This is a genomic window from Kovacikia sp. CALU 1929, assembly GCF_056784235.1.
This window is the reverse complement of the sequence record NZ_JBXBCF010000062.1, coordinates 35,512-52,682: the sequence shown is the minus strand read 5'-3', so window position 1 is coordinate 52,682 and position 17,171 is coordinate 35,512. Positions and strand designations below refer to the sequence as shown.

Genomic DNA, 17,171 nt, shown 5'->3' with positions numbered 1-17,171 from the left:
AGAAGATGACCTTACAGGATTTACAAGCATGGGCACAGGCACAAATTGGCAATACTGCCCAACCAGCGGTAAACCCCGAAGTCGGGATTTCGGTGTTGCAGATGGTGGATGAATTGGAACATCTGCAAGCGTATGTGCAGGGATTGGAAGCAAAACTAGCTACGGCTGGGCAACGGGCATCGTAAGATCGCTTGGGCTAAGCAGAAAGTTGAAAGGCTTGGAGCAAGGTAGTGTTTAGCTGCTGTAAGTGTTGCGTTCCCAGTCTTCCTAATCGTCTGGCGGCAAACTGCCTGCTCAGTGTCGCGATGCGAGTAACTCGGACTTTTGAAGAGGCGCGAAGTCCCGTTTGAGGAAAGTCTGGATCTGAATCAAGCAGAGCAAATTCTGAAGTATTCAAGCGTTCGACTTGCTGGGAGGAAATAAAGCAAAGAGTGATCTCGTCGATCGCTAAATTAGCAGCAAGAACGACAGCGGGACGGAGTTTAGATTGGCTCAAATCGGTGAATGGAAATTCGACTAGCACGACATCACCTTTTGCTACTCCCATTCAATCGCTTCTCCGTCTGTAATCGTATATAAATCAGGTTCGTCCTTCAGGAAGTCGAAGGCTTTACCCTGTTCGCTCAGGTGGGCGAGTTCCAGATTGGAAGGATAGGGATTTTTGCCGTATAGTTTGGTGTCAAAGAGGACGCGTTCTTCGACTGAAAGGGCATGGATCGCCTGCACAAGGGATTCTACTAGCTGTGTGTTCATAGGTTAGCTTCAGGAAGGAGGTTGATCGCGATTCTTTTATCATGCCTCAAGCTGAAGATGCGATCGCATTCCCTTGATGAGGCGATCTCTTAACCCCACACCCTGCACCCATTCCCCTACCCTATCTGCCGCAACAGGTCTTGCGTCACCGGATGCTGCGATCGCTCCCCCGTTTGCCCCGCTGCTATCAGCAACAACAATTCGCTACCTCCGTCAATTACGGTTGTTCGCTGCGTTCTAGAATGGGTCGCAAGGTTTCCATTTGCTGATGCCATTCCTTTGTAGTTTGGGGTGGATGAAACCAGGCTGCTTCAGCATCGGGACTGCGACGGGCAAAAAATGCTTCCATTGCATCCAGGTCATCTCGATGTTGGAGAATATAGGCTCTCAGTTGAGCTACCTCCCTCTCTTATCTCCCTTAACACCTCCTGCGTCATCGGATGATCCGATAACTGCTCCGTTTGCCCCGCCTGAGCCACGGCTTCAATAAAGATGCGGAAATTTTCCCAGCCCGTTTGGGTATTGGGATGGTCTTTCCCTAAACAGTCAAACAAAATTTCTAATGCCCGGAGATAGAGTGGTTCTGCTTTTTTGTAGTTTCCTTGAGAGGAGTAAATCGCTGCCAAGTTGTTCAGTCTATTAGCGACATCGGGATGGATTTTTCCCAATACTTGCTCTGTGATTTCCAGTGCTCGTAGATAGAGCGGTTCTGCCTCGCTATAGTTCCCTTGAGAGAAGTAAAGCTCTGCCAGGTTATTGAGACTGGTAGCTACACTAGGATGGTTTTCTCCCAATAGTTGTTCCTCAATGACTAAAGCCTCTTGATAGAGCGATTCTGCATCGTTGTAGCGTTTCTGGGCTTTGTAAAGTGCTCCCAAATTGTTAAGTTTGGTTGTTAAATTGCAATGGAGCAGTCCAAACTGTTGCCTACTAATTGTTAGTGCCCGTACATAAAGTGGTTCTGCTTTCCCGTAGTGTCCTAATGTTCTATAGAGTTCTGCCAGATTATTAAGACTGGTAGCGACAGCAGCATGATTTTCGCCGAATAGCTGTTCAAAAATTGTCAGTGCTTGGAGATAAAGCGGTTCTGCCTTTACGTAGTATCCCCAATTTGAATAGAGTGTTGCTAAATTATTGAGACTTTTGGCCACGGTTGGGTGATTTTCGCCGAATAGCTGTTCCGTAATTACTAACGCCCGTAGATAAAGTGGTTCTGCCTCCTTATAGCATCCCAGGTCAGAGTAGAGGTTTGCCAAATTATTGAGACTGGTAGCAAGATCAGGATGATTTTGTCCCAACAAATGTTCTGAAATAGCCAGTGCTCGTAGATAAAGTGGTTCTGCTTCCCTATAGCGTCCCAGGTCAGAGTAGAGGTTCGCCAAATTATTGAGACTGGTAGCAAGATCAGGATGATTTTGTCCCAACCGCTTTTCTGAAATAGTCAGTGCTCGTAGATAAAGTGGTTCTGCCTCCTTATAGCGTCCCAGGTCAGAGTAGAGGTTTGCCAAATTATTGAGACTGGTAGCAAGATCAGGATGATTTTGTCCCAACCGCTTTTCTGAAATAGTCAGTGCTCGTAGATAAAGTGGTTCTGCTTCCTCGTAACGTCCCTGTGATTGGTAAAGGTTTGCCAAATTGTTGAAACTGATAGCGACATCAAAGTGGTTTTCTCCCAATAGTTGCTCTCTAATCACTAAGGCACTTTGATAGAGCATTTCTGCCTCTGGGTAGCATCCTTGGGCTTGGTAGGTGACTGCTAGATTGTTGAGCCTAGTTGCCACACTCAAATCGTTTTTCCCGAATAGCTGCTCTGAAACTATTAGTGACTGTTGATAAAGTGGTTCTGCGTCCCAATAATGCCCCTGCTCATTCAGGTAATACCCTGTTTGGTTCAGTAAAAAAGCCCATTCGGGAGTTTTCAGCGTAACTGCTTCCAATCTCGATGCGATCGCCTGCACATGGGGTGCTAATTGCTTGCACACTGCCCAATTTTCAATTTTCGTCACATCGGGAAATACCGCATTTAGTCCGGCAACCGCCCTCAGCATCCAGTCCTGTCGTTCGGTTGGGGTCAATTGCTGCCAGATGACTGCCTGCACCAGACGGTGAATGCTATAGCTGGCTGGCTGCCGCTCCCGTTGAATCAGGGAAAAATCCGTCAGGGCTGCTAACTGTTCGCCCAGTGCTAGCTCATCCGTACAGTCCATCAGCCCAAATTCCGCTGCACACTCCAGCAAGAGCCATTCGGGAATGTTATCTGCTGCCAGTACAGCGCTTAATTGCAAAATGGGCACCGAGGCAGGCGATCTCTGCGGCACTGCTGCAAAGCACAACAACCAGGTCTTTGCGACGGATGCGGGGTAATGCCCTGTTTCGGGCTGTCCTTTATCTAGCAAGTCCAACCGCTGCTGCTGGTAGTACTTCCAATACGCTGTAAAGGACACGCCTGTTTGATCGATGTAAGCACCTGCTTGCTCTAATGCCAGCGGCAAGCCATCCAACTCCTTCGCCAGTGCGGTTGCTGCCGCTAATTCGGTTTGATTCGGGTCAGGACGATGGGTGCGATCACAGAGAAAATCAATGGATTCTGCCAGTGGAAGCGCATCAACGGTCATCGGTGCTTTAATTCCCAAACGGGTAAACCGCTGTGCCCGTGAAGTCAGGAGGATGCGACCGGAGGACTTGCGGGGCATCCAGGGTTCGACAATTTTTGGTTCATTCGCGTTATCAAAAATCAGCAACCAGCGATCATGGGTTTCCAGCCATCTCAGTGATCGGGTTGCTAACTGATCAATTTTGTCCTGTTCCGTACCCAGATCAAACGATCGAGCCATCTTCGCCAGATCGGTCACTACCTCCAATTCCGTTTCTGCCCTAACCCAAAACACCCACTCATAAACAGTCGGATGGTAACGGTAGGCATACTCCACGGCAGTTTGAGTTTTACCAATTCCACCCAATCCAGCGATCGCTGCTACCTGATTTAAGGCGGCTTTACCAGTTCCCATCAGGGCATCGTGCAGATCTTGCAGGAGTTGTTCCCGCCCGGTGAAGTGCGGATTTCGATGGTAGGGAATCTGAAATTGTGGGGTGCTTAACTTTGCCCGTTCCCCTCCGGGCGACTGGAGTCAAACCTCAAGCTTCTCAATGGTGATCGGGTTGTAGCCTCCCTGAATCAAAATCCCAATTTTTTCAGCCAGTTTGGTCATGTTTTGCACCGTCGCAGGCTCTGACTTCGCCGCTTCAGCCACCGCTACCACCGCAGCTTGCACCTCTGCATCGGTTTGGGATAGTTGTTCTACTTTGTTGACGATTTCTGCCACACCTAGATCGACAGAGGTGGGTTCAGCCTGGTCAGCCTGTTGTGCCACTCGCTCAATCGCAGTCACCGTTGCTGGATCTTTCCGTTTCAACAGCGACAGCAGTTTTCCCCCTTCCTCAACTGCTTTTTCACCTAGCTTTTCACCCGTTTTTTCAAACAGTTTTGTCAAAACTAGGGTAGCAATGCCTGCCAATGTCAACGAAATAGGATCAGTCATAGAGGCAACTCCGGACTAGAACTGTCTCTTTTCTAACGGAAGAATCTCTGGTTGAGTGTAAATTTTCACAATACCTGTAGAAAATCCCACCCTCACCCCTCACCCCTCACCCCACCCTGCGGGAACGCCAAAAGCGAACGCCCTTCTCTAACAACCAACAACCAACAATTAACAACTGGCAACTCCCCTCTCCTCTTTCCCCCTCACCCTCATTTCCCACCCCACTAGCGTAGAATAATAGGAATTTTTCGAGGAACTGGATAACCTTAGAATGGGGTTATCAAAATGAGGTTATCCATAAGTCGTGGCTCTAACTAAAAAGTCATAATCCAAAGGTCAAAATTCGGGAGTGAAGGCGTGCCTAAGTCCGCAAAGTATTTGTTGGTTGGATCGACTGAAGCTTACTGTGGTAAGTCGGCAACGGTTTTGGGGATCGCCCATCACTTGAAACAACGGGGGTTAGATATTGCCTACGGCAAGCCCTTAGGAACCGTATGGGGGGGTCCAGAGGGCAAAGAAGCGGATAAGGACACCCAGTTCGTTGCCCAAATTTTAGACCTACCAGAAAACCGATTGCAGCCAACCATTCTGGCGCTAGATGAAGCCACTATTCAAAAGCGGATTCGGGGAGAGGACTCCACCGACTACATTCAGGCATTGCACCAATATCATCAGATGCAGGGACCCGATCTGACGCTGCTGGAAGGTCCAGAGAACCTGGAAGAAGGCACCCTGTTTGACCTGTCTCTGGGACAGGTTGCTCAAGGGTTGGATGCCCGCGTGTTGCTGGTTGCCCGGTTTCACTCCCTGTTGATTGTCGGGTCGTTGATTTCTGCCAAGCGTCGGTTGGGCGATCGCCTCTTGGGCGTTGTGATCAACGACATTCCTGAAGAGCGGATGGAGGAAGTCAAAACAACAGTTCAACCCTACCTGGAAAAGCACGGTATTTCGATTCTGGGGTTGTTACCCAGCAGTGCCCTGTTACGCAGTGTCAGCGTGGCTGACTTAGTTGCCCAACTGAACGCCGAAATTCTCTGCCGCCCCGATCGCCTGGATTTGATGGTTGAAAGCCTTTCCATTGGGGCAATGAACGTCAACTCAGCCCTGAAATACTTCCGCAAAGGGCGAAACATGGCAGTTGTGACCGGGGGCGATCGGGCTGACATTCAGCTTGCCGCCCTGGAAACGTCCACCCAATGCCTGATTTTGACCGGGCACATGCCCCCTTCTGCCGCCGTTCTCAGCCGCGCCGAAGATTTAGAAATCCCCATTCTCTCCGTTGATCTGGATACCCTGACCACCGTTGAAATCATCGATCGCGCCTTCGGGCAGGTGCGTGTCCACGAACCAGTCAAAGTGCAATACATCTACCAGACGATGGCAGAGCACTTTGACATGGAGCGGCTGTTAAAAGGTTTGGGCATGGAACCTGCGATGACGGCATCTTAGCCTTTGGCGTTCCCGAAAGGTGGGGTGAGGGGGGTGTTAGTGGTTAGTCATTGGTCACTGGTCACTGGTCATTTACAGATGACGAATGACGAATGACTTACCCATCCCCCAACTCTCAACTTTTCTCCCCTCCCCTGTTCCTAATCCTGAAATACCAGAATGCTGCCAGAGTAGCAGGCAACCCAAACCTGGCTGGTCTTGGCATCATAGGTAATCCCGATCGGAGCCGGGTTTACCTTGACTGTCTGCACCAGCTTCATATCCTGGGTACGGACTTTGCTCACCGTATCCGAGTTGTAGTTCACCACGTAAATAAACTGCCCGTTGGCTGAAATTGCCATGCTACGGGGAGCATTTCCGGTGGAAACTTTACTGACCACCTTACGGGTGGCAAGGTCAATCTTGGCAACCTGCCCCTCCCCATTCAACGTGGCATAAAGATACTTGCCATCGGGATCAATATTGATGTGACGCGGAGAACGTCCGATGCCCTGGAGCCAGTTAACGGCAAAGGTTTTCAGGTTGACCACTGCAATATCGTAGGAACCCATGACGGCAACGTATGCCTTCTCCGACTTGGGATCAACCGCAATCCCCCGTGGGTAGGGACCAAGCTGAATCCGGCGGACTTCCTTATTTTTCTGAGTATCCACCACACTTAGATCCCAACTGCACCAGTTGCTGACCAGCACATAGCGATTGTTGGGTGTCGTCGCCACAAACTTGGGCACTGAGCCGACCTGCACCACATGGTCGATCGCCAGCTTACCCGTACCAATCCGATAGAGAAAACTGGGATCGTTGTTGGTGGAAGGGCTACAGTCATCATCGGCACCGGAGCGGAATCCGGCTCCATACATTTCGTAGTTTGACACCCAGGCAACCTCTCCGCCGTGGGAAAAGGCAGCTTCTACGGGAGCACCTTTCTGAGAACCTTTGTACTGCGGGTAGCCAAAGTTAGCCAGCTTCACATTATCGGAAATCGTTTTAACCAGGCGAAACTCGCGGTCATAGACCGTAATCGTGTGGCTATACATCATGTTCTGGGCAAAGAACAGGTCATCGCCCGAAAACACCACCGACTTGGGTGAAACCCCACCGGAAATCACCTTTTTCAAATCCATGCCCGATAGACTCAGTTTATCTTTGGCGATCAACGCCAGGTTTTGCTGATAGGTTGTGATCTTCTGTTGAGCAAGGGCATAGTTCGAGTGAGTTTTGGGGACGCTCTCCAGATGGGCGATCGCCTGCTGCCACTCATCAATTGCCTTGCGCCACTCCTGCCGAGTTTTAGCCGTTTCCCCCAACTTCACGGCACTGGTCGCCTGATTAATTGCTAAACGATAGGGGTCAGGCTTCTCCGGTTCACTCACCTTGGATGGAGCAGATTTTTCTGCATTCAACCCCGAAGAAGGGGTGGAGAAAATACTTTGCGAACTGCTGGATAGATACCGGCTCCAGATCTGAATGCTGGTCAGAACCACCAACAGGGGAAAACTCAGCATCAATAAATCAAACAGCCGCACCCGTCTGGGTTGGGAGGTTGGCAACCGAACCAGGTAACCTCCATCCGCCTCAAGCTGCACTTCCGGTGCCAGCACAAAAGGATTTGCAATACCGTCATCATCTGCCAGGTCAATTCTCTGCACCCAGACGGGCGCCTGCTGCCCGGTCACCCGACTATAAATAATTGCCGATGAAATCCACGCCATCCCCAGCCGGGTAATTCCCCGCTGAATAAACTCGGCACAGGAATGCTCAGCCAGAATTTGTTCTGACTCCAGTAGGATATGGAGATCCCCATCGCGCAAGACCACCCTTGCCGTCACACCAATTGCCTGTAAAGCAGAATTCATCAGGGCAGCGATCGCGTTCGCATCCCCTGACTGAGCAAGCTGGACGAGATTAGACTGTGTCATGTAGCGACCAATACACGCAACACTGGAGCCAGGATAACCGAAGTTAACAGAACTGATAAAGAAAAGTTGGGGAAACCAATCCCCCCCAACCAATGCCTCTTAAACGTTTCTATAGAGCATTTGTTCTAAAAATATCATAATTCTACGAGAGGGAAAGTTTTAATCAAACAGACAGCCATTCTCACGGAGCGTAGGAGTTCGTACTTCTCATCGAGCAGATCCAGTAACGTGTGGAACAGCAAGGACAATCTGAAAAGACTGTAAAGCTAATTCAGGAATGGCTCAAGCAGAAAGCAGAATCAAAGCAGAAGGCTAAGTAAGGGCGATCGCATGAGTGAGTTAGATGAGATTCGTTCATTGCTGCTGCAAACAACTCAAATTGCAAAGAGCAATACAAAAGCTATTTCAGCTAATAGTGCTAAGATTGCTGGTTTGAGGGCAGCAATTGAGCAGCAAAGACAGGAGCTTCGAGATCAGGCTTCTGAAACTGTGGAATGGTTTAGCGGGGTAGTGAACCAGGCGGATGAGGATAGGGCGCTGATTCGAGAGATGCAGTCAGAGGTGAAAGGGTTGCAGATTGAAAACCGGCGCATCCTTGAGCGTTTAGAGGGGCACTTCTCAGACGGACACGGAGCCGCTTAGGGAAAACCATGAGTAGATCACCACGCTTAGCCGAAAACACTCAACTCAAAATACGCTTTCAACCCTTCAGAAAACTTAAAGTTAGCCAGATTTTTCCCTTGATGTGGCTAGAATTAAGGCGGGTCAAACGCCTGAGGGCAAAGTAATCCAGAATACACCCTGACTTCTTTTACGACTGGCGATTAACGAGTGTGAAATTGGAGGAAAAACCGTGTCAGATTTGAATCGGGGAATCATGAAATTCGATGGAGCGGATAGCCCCAAGGCGATCGCGGTTTCCGCTGTTTTAGTCTTGGGTAGTATTGCCATCCTGATTCTGTGGGCACTCAGTTCTGCCTACGCGATCGGCTAGTTCGCCAAGAATCGAGACTGTGATTTGCTAACAATTTTCTATAGTAGCGAGGAGCATGGTTTCCATGCTCCTTAATAGTTTAAAGCAAGGTCTTTAAAGCAAAATCTGCCGTTTGCTTCCGCTCCTATCGCTCTATAGCAGTCCTAAATCAGTTGTGAGAGTAGGAACTTTGTGAGAAAGGATTCCTGTGGAATTCTTTCTCACAATCCACATAGGATCGCTATAGTAGACGATCGCTCTAGACGTGGAAATGTCGATTGGATCAAATTGGCAGCTCAGATGGCAGGCTTGCAATGACTGCCTATCACATTGCGGTCTAGCGATCGCGGTCTACCTTTTAGAATGAATAAGGCAATTAGAATGAGTTAGACAAGCTGTTTGCAGGAGTTCGCTCGTGGAATCCCGTTATAACCCCGCTGAGATTGAGGAAAAGTGGCAAAAGACCTGGGCTGAGCAGGGTCTGCATCAGACGGTAGAAGATGCCATGCAGCCCAAGTTTTACGCGCTGTCCATGTTTCCCTATCCATCGGGCAACCTGCACATGGGGCATGTCCGCGTCTATACCATTGTGGATGTGATTGCACGGGTTCGCCGGATGCAGGGTTATCGAGTACTCAACCCCATGGGCTGGGATGCCTTTGGCTTGCCTGCCGAAAATGCCGCCATTGAACGGGGTATTCCGCCTGCCACCTGGACGTACCAGAACATAGACCAAATGCGGCAGCAGTTAGATCAGTTGGGGATCTCCTTTGATTGGGAGCGGCAAGTGACCACCTGTTCACCGAATTATTATCAGTGGACGCAGTGGATTTTCTTGCAGTTTTTCCAGGCGGGGTTGGCTTACCAGAAGGAAGCGACCGTCAACTGGGATCCGATTGACCAGACGGTGCTGGCAAATGAGCAGGTAGACAGTGAAGGAAAATCCTGGCGATCGGGTGCGAAGGTGGAACGCAAACAGTTGCGCCAGTGGTTCTTAAAGATTACCGACTATGCTGAGCAGTTGTTGAACGACCTGGACAAGCTCACGGGCTGGCCCGAAAAAGTACGGTTGATGCAGGCAAACTGGATTGGCAAATCCACCGGGGCGCAGGTCAGCTTTAAAACAGAAGCGGGCGATGAAATTGTGGTTTTTACCACCCGTCCCGATACCCTGTGGGGTGCGACCTTCATGGTGCTGTCGCCAGAACATCCCCTGGTGGAGAAATTGACGACCAAAAAGCAGGCAAAGCTCATTCAGCAATATCAGGCAGAAGCCGCCAGCAAGAGCGACATCGATCGCACCGCCGAAGGACGGGAAAAAACGGGTGTTTGGACCGGCAGTTATGCGATCAATCCGGTGAATGATGAAAAGATCCCCATCTGGATTGCCGACTATGTGTTGATGGACTACGGCACAGGGGCGATTATGGCGGTGCCTGCCCATGACCAGCGTGACTTTGAGTTTGCCCAAACCTTTAATTTACCGATCAAGGTCGTGGTGCAGCCACCCGATCAGGCGATCGCCACTGAAACCATGACTGCCGCCCATGCGGGAGATGGGGTCATGGTCAATTCAGGTCCCTTGAATGGGGTGCCTGCTGGTAAGGAAAAGGGACAAAGTGTAGAAGCCGCTGTTGCCTGGCTGGAGCAGCATGGCAAAGGCAAGGGCATGGCAAATTACCGGCTGCGCGACTGGTTAATTTCCCGCCAGCGTTACTGGGGCGCACCCATTCCCATCATCCATTGCCCCCAATGTGGTGCGGTTCCGGTACCTGATCAGGATTTGCCTGTGCGGTTACCGGAGGAAGTGGAGTTTTCCGGCAGAGGACCGTCCCCCTTAGCCAAATTGGACAACTGGATTAACGTCCCCTGCCCCACCTGTGGTAGGCCTGCCAAACGGGAAACCGACACAATGGATACGTTTATCGATTCCTCCTGGTACTTTTTGCGCTACCCCGATGCCAGCAATGAGCAACAGGCATTTGATCCCCAAAAAACGAATGATTGGATGCCCGTAGATCAATACGTGGGTGGGATTGAACACGCTATTTTGCACCTGCTCTACTCCCGCTTTTTTACCAAGGTACTGCGCGATCGCGGCTTGCTTAACTTTGATGAACCCTTTCAGCGCTTGCTGACCCAGGGCATGGTACAGGGCAGAACGTATAAAAATCCCAAAACTGGGAAATACGTCGTGCCCATGAACATCACAGACTTCGCCCATCCCATCGATCCAGAGACAGGTGATGCACTGGAAGTAGTCTATGAAAAAATGTCCAAATCCAAGTACAACGGGGTGGCACCGGGAGATGTGGTGAACAAATACGGTGCCGATACTGCCCGGATGTTCATTCTGTTCAAAGCGCCCCCCGAAAAGGATCTGGAGTGGGACGAAGCGGATGTGGAAGGACAATTTCGCTTTCTCAACCGGGTCTGGCGGCTGGTCACAGAATTTGTTGTTTGGAATACGATTCACAGTGCTTTTGTCGGCAGGAATCATGTTTGTCGTAGTGACTACACCTCCCCCTACATACCTCAACCAGAGACAACTCAACTTCTTCAAAGGCAATTTGATATTTTAATTGCAGATGCGGAATTAGGGATTATTAGTATTGAGCAAAAATTTGTCTCAATAGATGATTTAACTTCTGGCAGGATTGATCAATGGTTACAGCAAGCTAACCTATCCCTTCAGGAACAAATTAATGTCTGGACCGAGGAATACGATCAAGTTCAACATTTCAGATCTGCTAGAGCGATTATTGCGCTTCCATTTGTGACTGAGGCTCAATGGTTACGAAAATTTGATCAACTAGCTGAACTTCCGCCTATAGTTTTCGGAGATCAATTAGGAAATGATGATTTCCTTGCCAGGATCAACCAGATACATCCTCAAATTCTGGCAAGTGAGCCTATAGCTAATAACCTCGTTCAATTAATTAGTTCTTTACTTGGCTCACAAGATCTTACTAGAACTGAGAAAAACCTGCGGCGGGCAATCCATACGGCGATTCAGGCGGTGACTGAAGACCTGGAAGGCGAGTACCAGTTCAACACAGCTGTTTCCGAATTGATGAAGTTGAGCAATGCGCTGACCGATGCTGCCTGCAAAGATTCTCCTGTTTACGCAGAGGGAATTAAGGCACTGCTCATTTTGCTGGCTCCCTTTGCTCCCCACATTGCAGAAGAACTTTGGTTAGGATTAGGACATACCGACTCCATCCATCGTCAGTCCTGGTTAACAGTCGATCCGGCTGCTCTGGTGGCGGATGAAATTACCCTCGTCATCCAGATCAACGGCAAAACGCGGGGAGCGCTTCAGGCTTCCGCCCAACTGAGCAAAGAGGAGTTGGAACAGTTTGCCCGGGAATCGGACATTGCCCAGAAGTACATTGAAGGGAAAACGATTAAGAAGGCGATCGTCGTTCCCGGTAAATTAGTCAACTTTGTAGTGGGCTAAGAACTAAGGACGCGATCTATGTACCCAACTCCCAGATCCCCGGTGTCTGGGATAACGATCCCGCATTAAACTAAACTCAACAAAACACCGGGGATCTTGACCACGAAGCTGCCCATTGCCTGACGCACAAACCATCAATGACACTACTCACCCAACCAACCCCGGCGGAAACACCCCAGCCCCCTATAACTCCTTTACTTGGTCGGTCCCTGGCAGCGTTATCTGAGTGGGTGCAGCAGCAGGGGCAGCCAGCTTACCGGGGTCAACAACTGCATGATTGGATTTACCAGAAAGGCGTGCGATCGCTTTCCGAAATCTCCGTCTTCCCAAAACAGTGGCGATCGGAGCTAGAAGCCATTGCCATAGGGCGATCAACCCTGCACCATCGCTCCCCCGCCCCCGATGGCACCGTCAAATTTCTGCTCCGCCTTGCCGATGGCAACATCGTCGAAACCGTCGGAATTCCAACATTTCGGGGACAGACAAGGGCAAATAGGCGACAGGGAACCCCTCAAAATTCAGACTTCAAAACTCAAAACTCCCTTAGCCGCCTTACCGTTTGTGTCTCCTCCCAGGTTGGTTGTCCAATGGCGTGTGATTTTTGTGCCACGGGCAAGGGGGGATTTCTGCGTAATTTGGAAACCCATGAAATTGTGGATCAGGTGTTGACCGTTCAGGAAGACTTTCAGCAACGGGTCAGCAATATTGTGTTTATGGGAATGGGGGAACCGTTGCTGAATACAGAGCATGTGCTGGCGGCGGTTCGCTGTCTGAACCAGGATGTTGGCATTGGGCAACGCCTGATCACAATTTCAACCGTGGGTATTCCTGGACATATCCGCCGCTTGGCAGACCACAACCTGCAAGCAACGCTGGCAGTGAGTTTACATGCTTCCAATCAAGCAATTCGGGAGCAATTGATCCCCAGTGCCCATCATTATCCCCTGGAAGCTTTGCTAGAGGAGTGCCGGGATTACGTGCGGATCACAGGTCGGCGAGTCAGCTTTGAATACATCCTGTTGGCGGGGCTAAATGACTGTCCCGAACACGCGATCGAACTGGCGGGGCATCTGCGCGGCTTCCAGAGCCACGTCAATTTGATCCCTTATAACCCAATCAAGGAAGTAGCCTACAAATGTCCCGATAGTCACCGGATTCAAGCGTTTGTGGACGCCCTCAAAGCCCATCGCATTACAGTGAGTGTCCGGCGCTCTCGCGGACTGCAAGCCGATGCTGCCTGTGGACAACTGCGTGCCTCAGAAATGAAATAGACGCTTCTGGACGAAAGGGAAATTGGCTGGGAAAGGGCGATCGCTACCGCGCAAAAATGCCTGGAGCATAAGCCTCTATCACCCTGGCAGTCTGAGCGCAGGTAATCATCAAATAGTCGCAAGCGGGACACTGAGTTCTAATCAGTTGCTCTGTATTGAGGTGATGACGTTCGGCACAGCTACCGCAATTGGGGCAGCAAATGTTGATTACAGTAATGTCATTAACAGAATGATTGTTAAACACTTGTGTATTAACCAAATTTTGAAGAGTACTCATGGGAAAACTTTACATTTGAAACTACGTAAATCGAAATTAACAAGTAACGAAAAGTATCAAAATTGACTAAGAAAACACACTTGTGAAGCGGATTGCTCGACCAGGATGAGATTACTATTATGTCGGTATTTATGCGGGTTGGCAATAAACCTTTCGACAGAAAGCGGTTGCTTTTTATGAATTCTTGATAGGGATCAACTGATTTTAGGTTCTACCTATTTTTAAGTACTTTCAAAAGTCTAAATGCTTTTGAGCAACGGTGTGTCAGAAGTTACAAATCGACTTTACAAGTCTTAAAACCTTGTTAACTTTTAGCTGTTGGCTCTTTAGCTCCCTTGCTGAAGAATTCTTTTCCCTTGACTGAGCCATCTAGTACAAGATGGCGTAAGTCTGAATAGCTTTAGCAAGGGGCTTAAACCTCTTGCCAGCCTTTCACAAAGGCAGCATTACTTATGCCCTAGACTACTAGTGTTCCGTCAGGAAAATTTTGACGGGTCGAAGACCCGCAAAATTTAACCCCAACCAATAACCTGGATTTTGGTTACCCGTCAATCATTGATCGACTTACCACTAGCCTACTTTGTGAAGCGGATCTGAAGGGGTAGTGAAAACAATGAGTTAGTCCTGCTCCCTTTCAGAATAGGTTTGAAACAGTTTGACTAGCTTCTGTGCCTCAATGACGACATTGTGATGTTTGGTAACCAGCTCAGAGCCATGCTTGCCCATTCGCTCCAGTTCTTCTAGAGGAGTTTGCAGAGCCATTCGCATCGCGGTTGCCAGAGCTTGCGTGGAACCAGAAGGCACTAACCAACCACACTGACCGGGTTCTACCAGTTCTGGAATTCCGGCAATGTAGGTGCTGATGACCGGGCGGCAGAGTGCCAGCGATTCCATGATTCCGACTGGCAAACCCTCTGCAAAGCTGGGTAGTACCATCACCTGAGCCTGGATCAATTGTTGCTGAACTTCGGCATTGGTTGCCCAACCGGTAATTTCAACATGATTTTGCAAACCAAGTTGGGAAACCATGCCTTCAATCTGCCCCCGCAGGGGACCATCCCCGACCAGAATCAGTTTGAATTGATTTCCCTCACTGGCAAGCTGGCTGACTGCCTCAATCAGCATCAAATGCCCCTTCTGCTCACTCAGACGGGCAACACAAACAAACCGAGGCTGTGGGGGAATCGGGATAGCAGGCTGAGCCAGAAAAGCATGATCCACACCGCAATGAATTACATGAATCTTGGACCACTGCTTATAGTCACACCAGCGAAAAAGCTGGCTTTTACCAAAGGCGCAGACGGATACAACAAAAGCAGCCCGGTTTATTTTCTCGGTCAGGGCGATCGCGGTTGGCTTATCAAACTCTTCGGGACCGTGTACCGTGAAGCTATAGGGTGGACCCCCCAGGGCATGGCATAGCATCGCCACAGTCGTGGAATTGGTGCCAAAGTGAGCGTGAACGTGATTAACCCTTGCATCGGAAAACCATTTCAGCAGGACGCAGGCTTCCGCCAAATATGCCAGGTGAATCACCATTCCCCGCTCTGACTTCCAACCCACTTTGAATGCCAGCCGCGTAGCGTTGAAAAACTGTGCGGGTCTGGTCAACGCTACTTGCACCAAACTAAACAGTAGCTTGGTGGCTCCACCTGCCAAGACAAAACGAGTTTTCTCAAACTCCTGTCGGTCTGCTCCATCTACCAGTTCTGCATCCAGCGATCGAATAGAGAACCGGCTCACCGAAACGCCAGAGGCTTCCACTGCAAGAATTTCTCGACGGATAAAACTGTGGCTGACCTTGGGATACTGGTTCACCAGATAGGCAACATGCATGGCGATCGCGGGGAGTAAGGGGGACGTTGGTAGTATTCACCAGAAATTCCTCACAGGTGACATGCAGCCCCAAAAAGGGCTATCCCGGTGGAAATCCTACAAGGTATTCTGGCTTAAATCCGCTCTCTTATTTAGAGATTCCCTCACCCTGTCCAATGCTTCATGGAACCGTGAAGCCTATAGCAAAGTGCTGAAAGGTTGTCTTAAACACCATGAACAAAATCCCCGGAACCTCTGAGATTCCGGGGATTGAAAACTCGGTTCAGTCCATTCAAGCCTAGCTTCTCTGAACCGTTGCCAGGATTTCATCCAGAATTTCCTGTGCTCCTTGCTGACGCAGAGTTTGAGCCAGTTCAGTTCCTAGCCTTTCCGCATCAGTAGCGGGTCCTGTCACACTATCTTTAACCAGCCTTTGCCCATCTAAACTGACAACAATACCTACCAGGGTAAGGGTGTCCCCATCCAGTGTGGTGTTGACACCAATCGGCACCTGACAGCCCCCTTCCAGTTCTCGAAGGAAAGCCCTTTCGGCATAGCAACGATAGGCAGTCGGTAGGTGTTCCAATGCCTTCAGCAACTCCAACACCTCAGTGTCACCAGCACGACACTCAATTCCCAGTGCGCCCTGCCCCACGGCATGGAGGGAAACCTCCGCCGGAATCACCTGATGAATTCGATCTGCCATTTCCAGACGTTGTAAACCCGCCACTGCCAGAATTAGCGCATCATACTCGCCTGCATCTAACTTTCCGAGACGGGTATTCAGATTACCACGCACGTCCTTAAAGCTGAGGTGGGGATAGTGATGACGCAGTTGTGCCAGTCTGCGGAGGGAAGAGGTGCCAATAACGGCTCCCTCTGGCAGGGTATCTAGTTGCTTGTCTTTATGACTTTCGTGGACAACCAGAGCATCTGCTGGGTTTTCCCGTTCAGTCACACAACCCAACACCAGACCTTCGGGCAATCGGGTTGGCAAATCTTTAAGGGAATGAACGGCAAAGTCAATGTCGCCATTCAGCATTCCCACTTCCAGTTCTTTAGTAAAGAGACCCTTATCGCCAATCTTCGCCAGGGCAACATCCAGGATTTTATCGCCGTGGGTACTCATGGTTTGCACTTCAAAGGTGCGATCGGGAAATGCCTTCTGCAAATTCTCCTGAACCCAGTAAGTCTGAACCAACGCCAGTTGGCTTTTACGGGAACCGATGCGAATGGTGCGGCTGGAGCTAGAAACAGTCGGCGATGCAGACAGTGTCATAAATTCAGGAATGGAAACGGGTTTTAAGTCACTCCTTTCACATTACCGCAGTGTGTAGCCCTATCTGCACCAGGGTGCGCGAATTCAATATTACAGTTAATTAAGGACTGCTGAGGAGTTTAAACAACTCTATGGGGCAAGTTGGCAGAAATCGGTGTATTGCAGGTGTCAGATGTCCAGGCTTTGCTAACACCAGCCAAACGGTGTCATGGGAGAAGGAACCGTGTGGGTTTTTACGTTTGCTATTTGTCCTAAACCTTATGACTGAATAACTGCTGTGGTATGGGATGAACTGGACTAACCAGAATAAAAAAAATCCCCAGCCTGAGCCGGGGATTTAGATCAGGGTGCATCTACCACTCCACTCTTCTCTAAGTTCAGACTGCTTCAGGATGGCTTACCGCAAATTCACATTGCTTTATCGTGTCTTCATCAA

At 49.7% G+C, this 17,171-nt stretch carries 15 protein-coding genes; 6 read left to right on the top strand and 9 right to left on the bottom strand.

The window, feature by feature from the left end; genetic code table 11:
• Nucleotides 1-5 precede the first annotated feature (5 nt).
• Nucleotides 6-185: a hypothetical protein gene (locus AC1S52_RS10350; RefSeq protein ID WP_482028919.1), complete on the top strand. Its 180-nt coding sequence runs from the start codon at nucleotides 6-8 to the stop codon at nucleotides 183-185.
• An 11-nt stretch (nucleotides 186-196) separates the two neighbouring features.
• On the opposite strand, the gene AC1S52_RS10345 is transcribed toward AC1S52_RS10350, so the two are convergent.
• From AC1S52_RS10345 to AC1S52_RS10325, 5 genes are all read right to left on the bottom strand, one after another.
• A complete protein-coding gene (locus AC1S52_RS10345) occupies nucleotides 197-547 on the bottom strand; it encodes a type II toxin-antitoxin system PemK/MazF family toxin (protein ID WP_482028918.1) in 351 nt (116 codons plus the stop codon).
• Entirely contained in the window at nucleotides 538-753 is a 216-nt protein-coding gene (locus AC1S52_RS10340; RefSeq protein ID WP_482028917.1) for a hypothetical protein, read from the bottom strand. The genes AC1S52_RS10345 and AC1S52_RS10340 overlap by 10 nt, the downstream gene beginning before the upstream one ends.
• A 217-nt stretch (nucleotides 754-970) precedes the next feature.
• Complete coding sequence (locus tag AC1S52_RS10335) at nucleotides 971-1,102, bottom strand: hypothetical protein (RefSeq protein WP_482028916.1); 132 nt, start codon at nucleotides 1,100-1,102, stop codon at nucleotides 971-973.
• A gap of 10 nt (nucleotides 1,103-1,112) precedes the next feature.
• Nucleotides 1,113-3,785, bottom strand: a complete 2,673-nt coding sequence (locus tag AC1S52_RS10330; RefSeq protein WP_482028972.1) for a tetratricopeptide repeat protein — start codon at nucleotides 3,783-3,785, stop codon at nucleotides 1,113-1,115.
• Between the two features lie 96 nt (nucleotides 3,786-3,881).
• Nucleotides 3,882-4,292, bottom strand: coding sequence for a hypothetical protein (locus AC1S52_RS10325; RefSeq protein ID WP_482028915.1), 411 nt, complete (start codon nucleotides 4,290-4,292; stop codon nucleotides 3,882-3,884).
• A gap of 357 nt (nucleotides 4,293-4,649) precedes the next feature.
• Between AC1S52_RS10325 and AC1S52_RS10320 the strand changes: the two genes are divergently transcribed.
• Nucleotides 4,650-5,741: a phosphotransacetylase family protein gene (locus tag AC1S52_RS10320; protein WP_482028914.1), complete on the top strand. Its 1,092-nt coding sequence runs from the start codon at nucleotides 4,650-4,652 to the stop codon at nucleotides 5,739-5,741.
• Nucleotides 5,742-5,881: 140 nt separating this feature from the next.
• On the opposite strand, the gene AC1S52_RS10315 is transcribed toward AC1S52_RS10320, so the two are convergent.
• Nucleotides 5,882-7,660: a YncE family protein gene (locus AC1S52_RS10315; RefSeq protein WP_482028913.1), complete on the bottom strand. Its 1,779-nt coding sequence runs from the start codon at nucleotides 7,658-7,660 to the stop codon at nucleotides 5,882-5,884.
• A 330-nt stretch (nucleotides 7,661-7,990) separates the two neighbouring features.
• On the opposite strand from AC1S52_RS10315, the gene AC1S52_RS10310 reads away from it, so the two are divergent.
• The 4 genes from AC1S52_RS10310 to rlmN all read left to right on the top strand — a co-directional run bounded on the left by AC1S52_RS10310 (nucleotide 7,991) and on the right by rlmN (nucleotide 13,364).
• A complete protein-coding gene (locus tag AC1S52_RS10310; protein WP_482028912.1) occupies nucleotides 7,991-8,302 on the top strand; it encodes a hypothetical protein in 312 nt (103 codons plus the stop codon).
• A gap of 211 nt (nucleotides 8,303-8,513) precedes the next feature.
• Entirely contained in the window at nucleotides 8,514-8,654 is a 141-nt protein-coding gene (locus AC1S52_RS10305; protein ID WP_482028911.1) for a hypothetical protein, read from the top strand.
• 394 nt (nucleotides 8,655-9,048) lie between these two features.
• On the top strand, nucleotides 9,049-12,093 hold the full coding sequence (gene leuS / locus AC1S52_RS10300; protein ID WP_482028910.1) for a leucine--tRNA ligase: 3,045 nt from the start codon (nucleotides 9,049-9,051) through the stop codon (nucleotides 12,091-12,093).
• Between the two features lie 137 nt (nucleotides 12,094-12,230).
• Nucleotides 12,231-13,364: a dual-specificity RNA methyltransferase RlmN gene (rlmN, locus tag AC1S52_RS10295; protein ID WP_482028909.1), complete on the top strand. Its 1,134-nt coding sequence runs from the start codon at nucleotides 12,231-12,233 to the stop codon at nucleotides 13,362-13,364.
• A gap of 43 nt (nucleotides 13,365-13,407) precedes the next feature.
• Here the strand turns inward: rlmN and AC1S52_RS10290 are convergent, their stop codons facing one another.
• The 3 genes from AC1S52_RS10290 to hemC form a co-directional block, all read right to left on the bottom strand.
• Nucleotides 13,408-13,641 (bottom strand): replication restart DNA helicase PriA, encoded by a 234-nt coding sequence (locus AC1S52_RS10290; protein ID WP_482028908.1) that lies wholly within the window; start codon nucleotides 13,639-13,641, stop codon nucleotides 13,408-13,410.
• A 618-nt stretch (nucleotides 13,642-14,259) separates the two neighbouring features.
• On the bottom strand, nucleotides 14,260-15,477 hold the full coding sequence (locus AC1S52_RS10285) for a glycosyltransferase (protein ID WP_482028907.1): 1,218 nt from the start codon (nucleotides 15,475-15,477) through the stop codon (nucleotides 14,260-14,262).
• 277 nt (nucleotides 15,478-15,754) lie between these two features.
• On the bottom strand, nucleotides 15,755-16,735 hold the full coding sequence (gene hemC, locus AC1S52_RS10280) for a hydroxymethylbilane synthase (protein ID WP_482028906.1): 981 nt from the start codon (nucleotides 16,733-16,735) through the stop codon (nucleotides 15,755-15,757).
• Nucleotides 16,736-17,171: the final 436 nt, after the last annotated feature.

Bases quoted from the DNA above. Each gene is read 5' to 3' on its own strand.
- AC1S52_RS10350 (WP_482028919.1), top strand. From the start codon at position 6: ATGACCTTACAGGATTTACAAGCATGGGCACAGGCACAAATTGGCAAT.
- AC1S52_RS10345 (WP_482028918.1), bottom strand. From the start codon at position 547: ATGGGAGTAGCAAAAGGTGATGTCGTGCTAGTCGAATTTCCATTCACC.
- AC1S52_RS10340 (WP_482028917.1), bottom strand. From the start codon at position 753: ATGAACACACAGCTAGTAGAATCCCTTGTGCAGGCGATCCATGCCCTT.
- AC1S52_RS10335 (WP_482028916.1), bottom strand. From the start codon at position 1,102: ATGGAAGCATTTTTTGCCCGTCGCAGTCCCGATGCTGAAGCAGCCTGG.
- AC1S52_RS10325 (WP_482028915.1), bottom strand. From the start codon at position 4,292: ATGACTGATCCTATTTCGTTGACATTGGCAGGCATTGCTACCCTAGTT.
- AC1S52_RS10315 (WP_482028913.1), bottom strand. From the start codon at position 7,660: ATGACACAGTCTAATCTCGTCCAGCTTGCTCAGTCAGGGGATGCGAAC.
- AC1S52_RS10310 (WP_482028912.1), top strand. From the start codon at position 7,991: ATGAGTGAGTTAGATGAGATTCGTTCATTGCTGCTGCAAACAACTCAA.
- rlmN (WP_482028909.1), top strand. From the start codon at position 12,231: ATGACACTACTCACCCAACCAACCCCGGCGGAAACACCCCAGCCCCCT.
- AC1S52_RS10290 (WP_482028908.1), bottom strand. From the start codon at position 13,641: ATGAGTACTCTTCAAAATTTGGTTAATACACAAGTGTTTAACAATCAT.
- AC1S52_RS10285 (WP_482028907.1), bottom strand. From the start codon at position 15,477: ATGCATGTTGCCTATCTGGTGAACCAGTATCCCAAGGTCAGCCACAGT.
- hemC (WP_482028906.1), bottom strand. From the start codon at position 16,735: ATGACACTGTCTGCATCGCCGACTGTTTCTAGCTCCAGCCGCACCATT.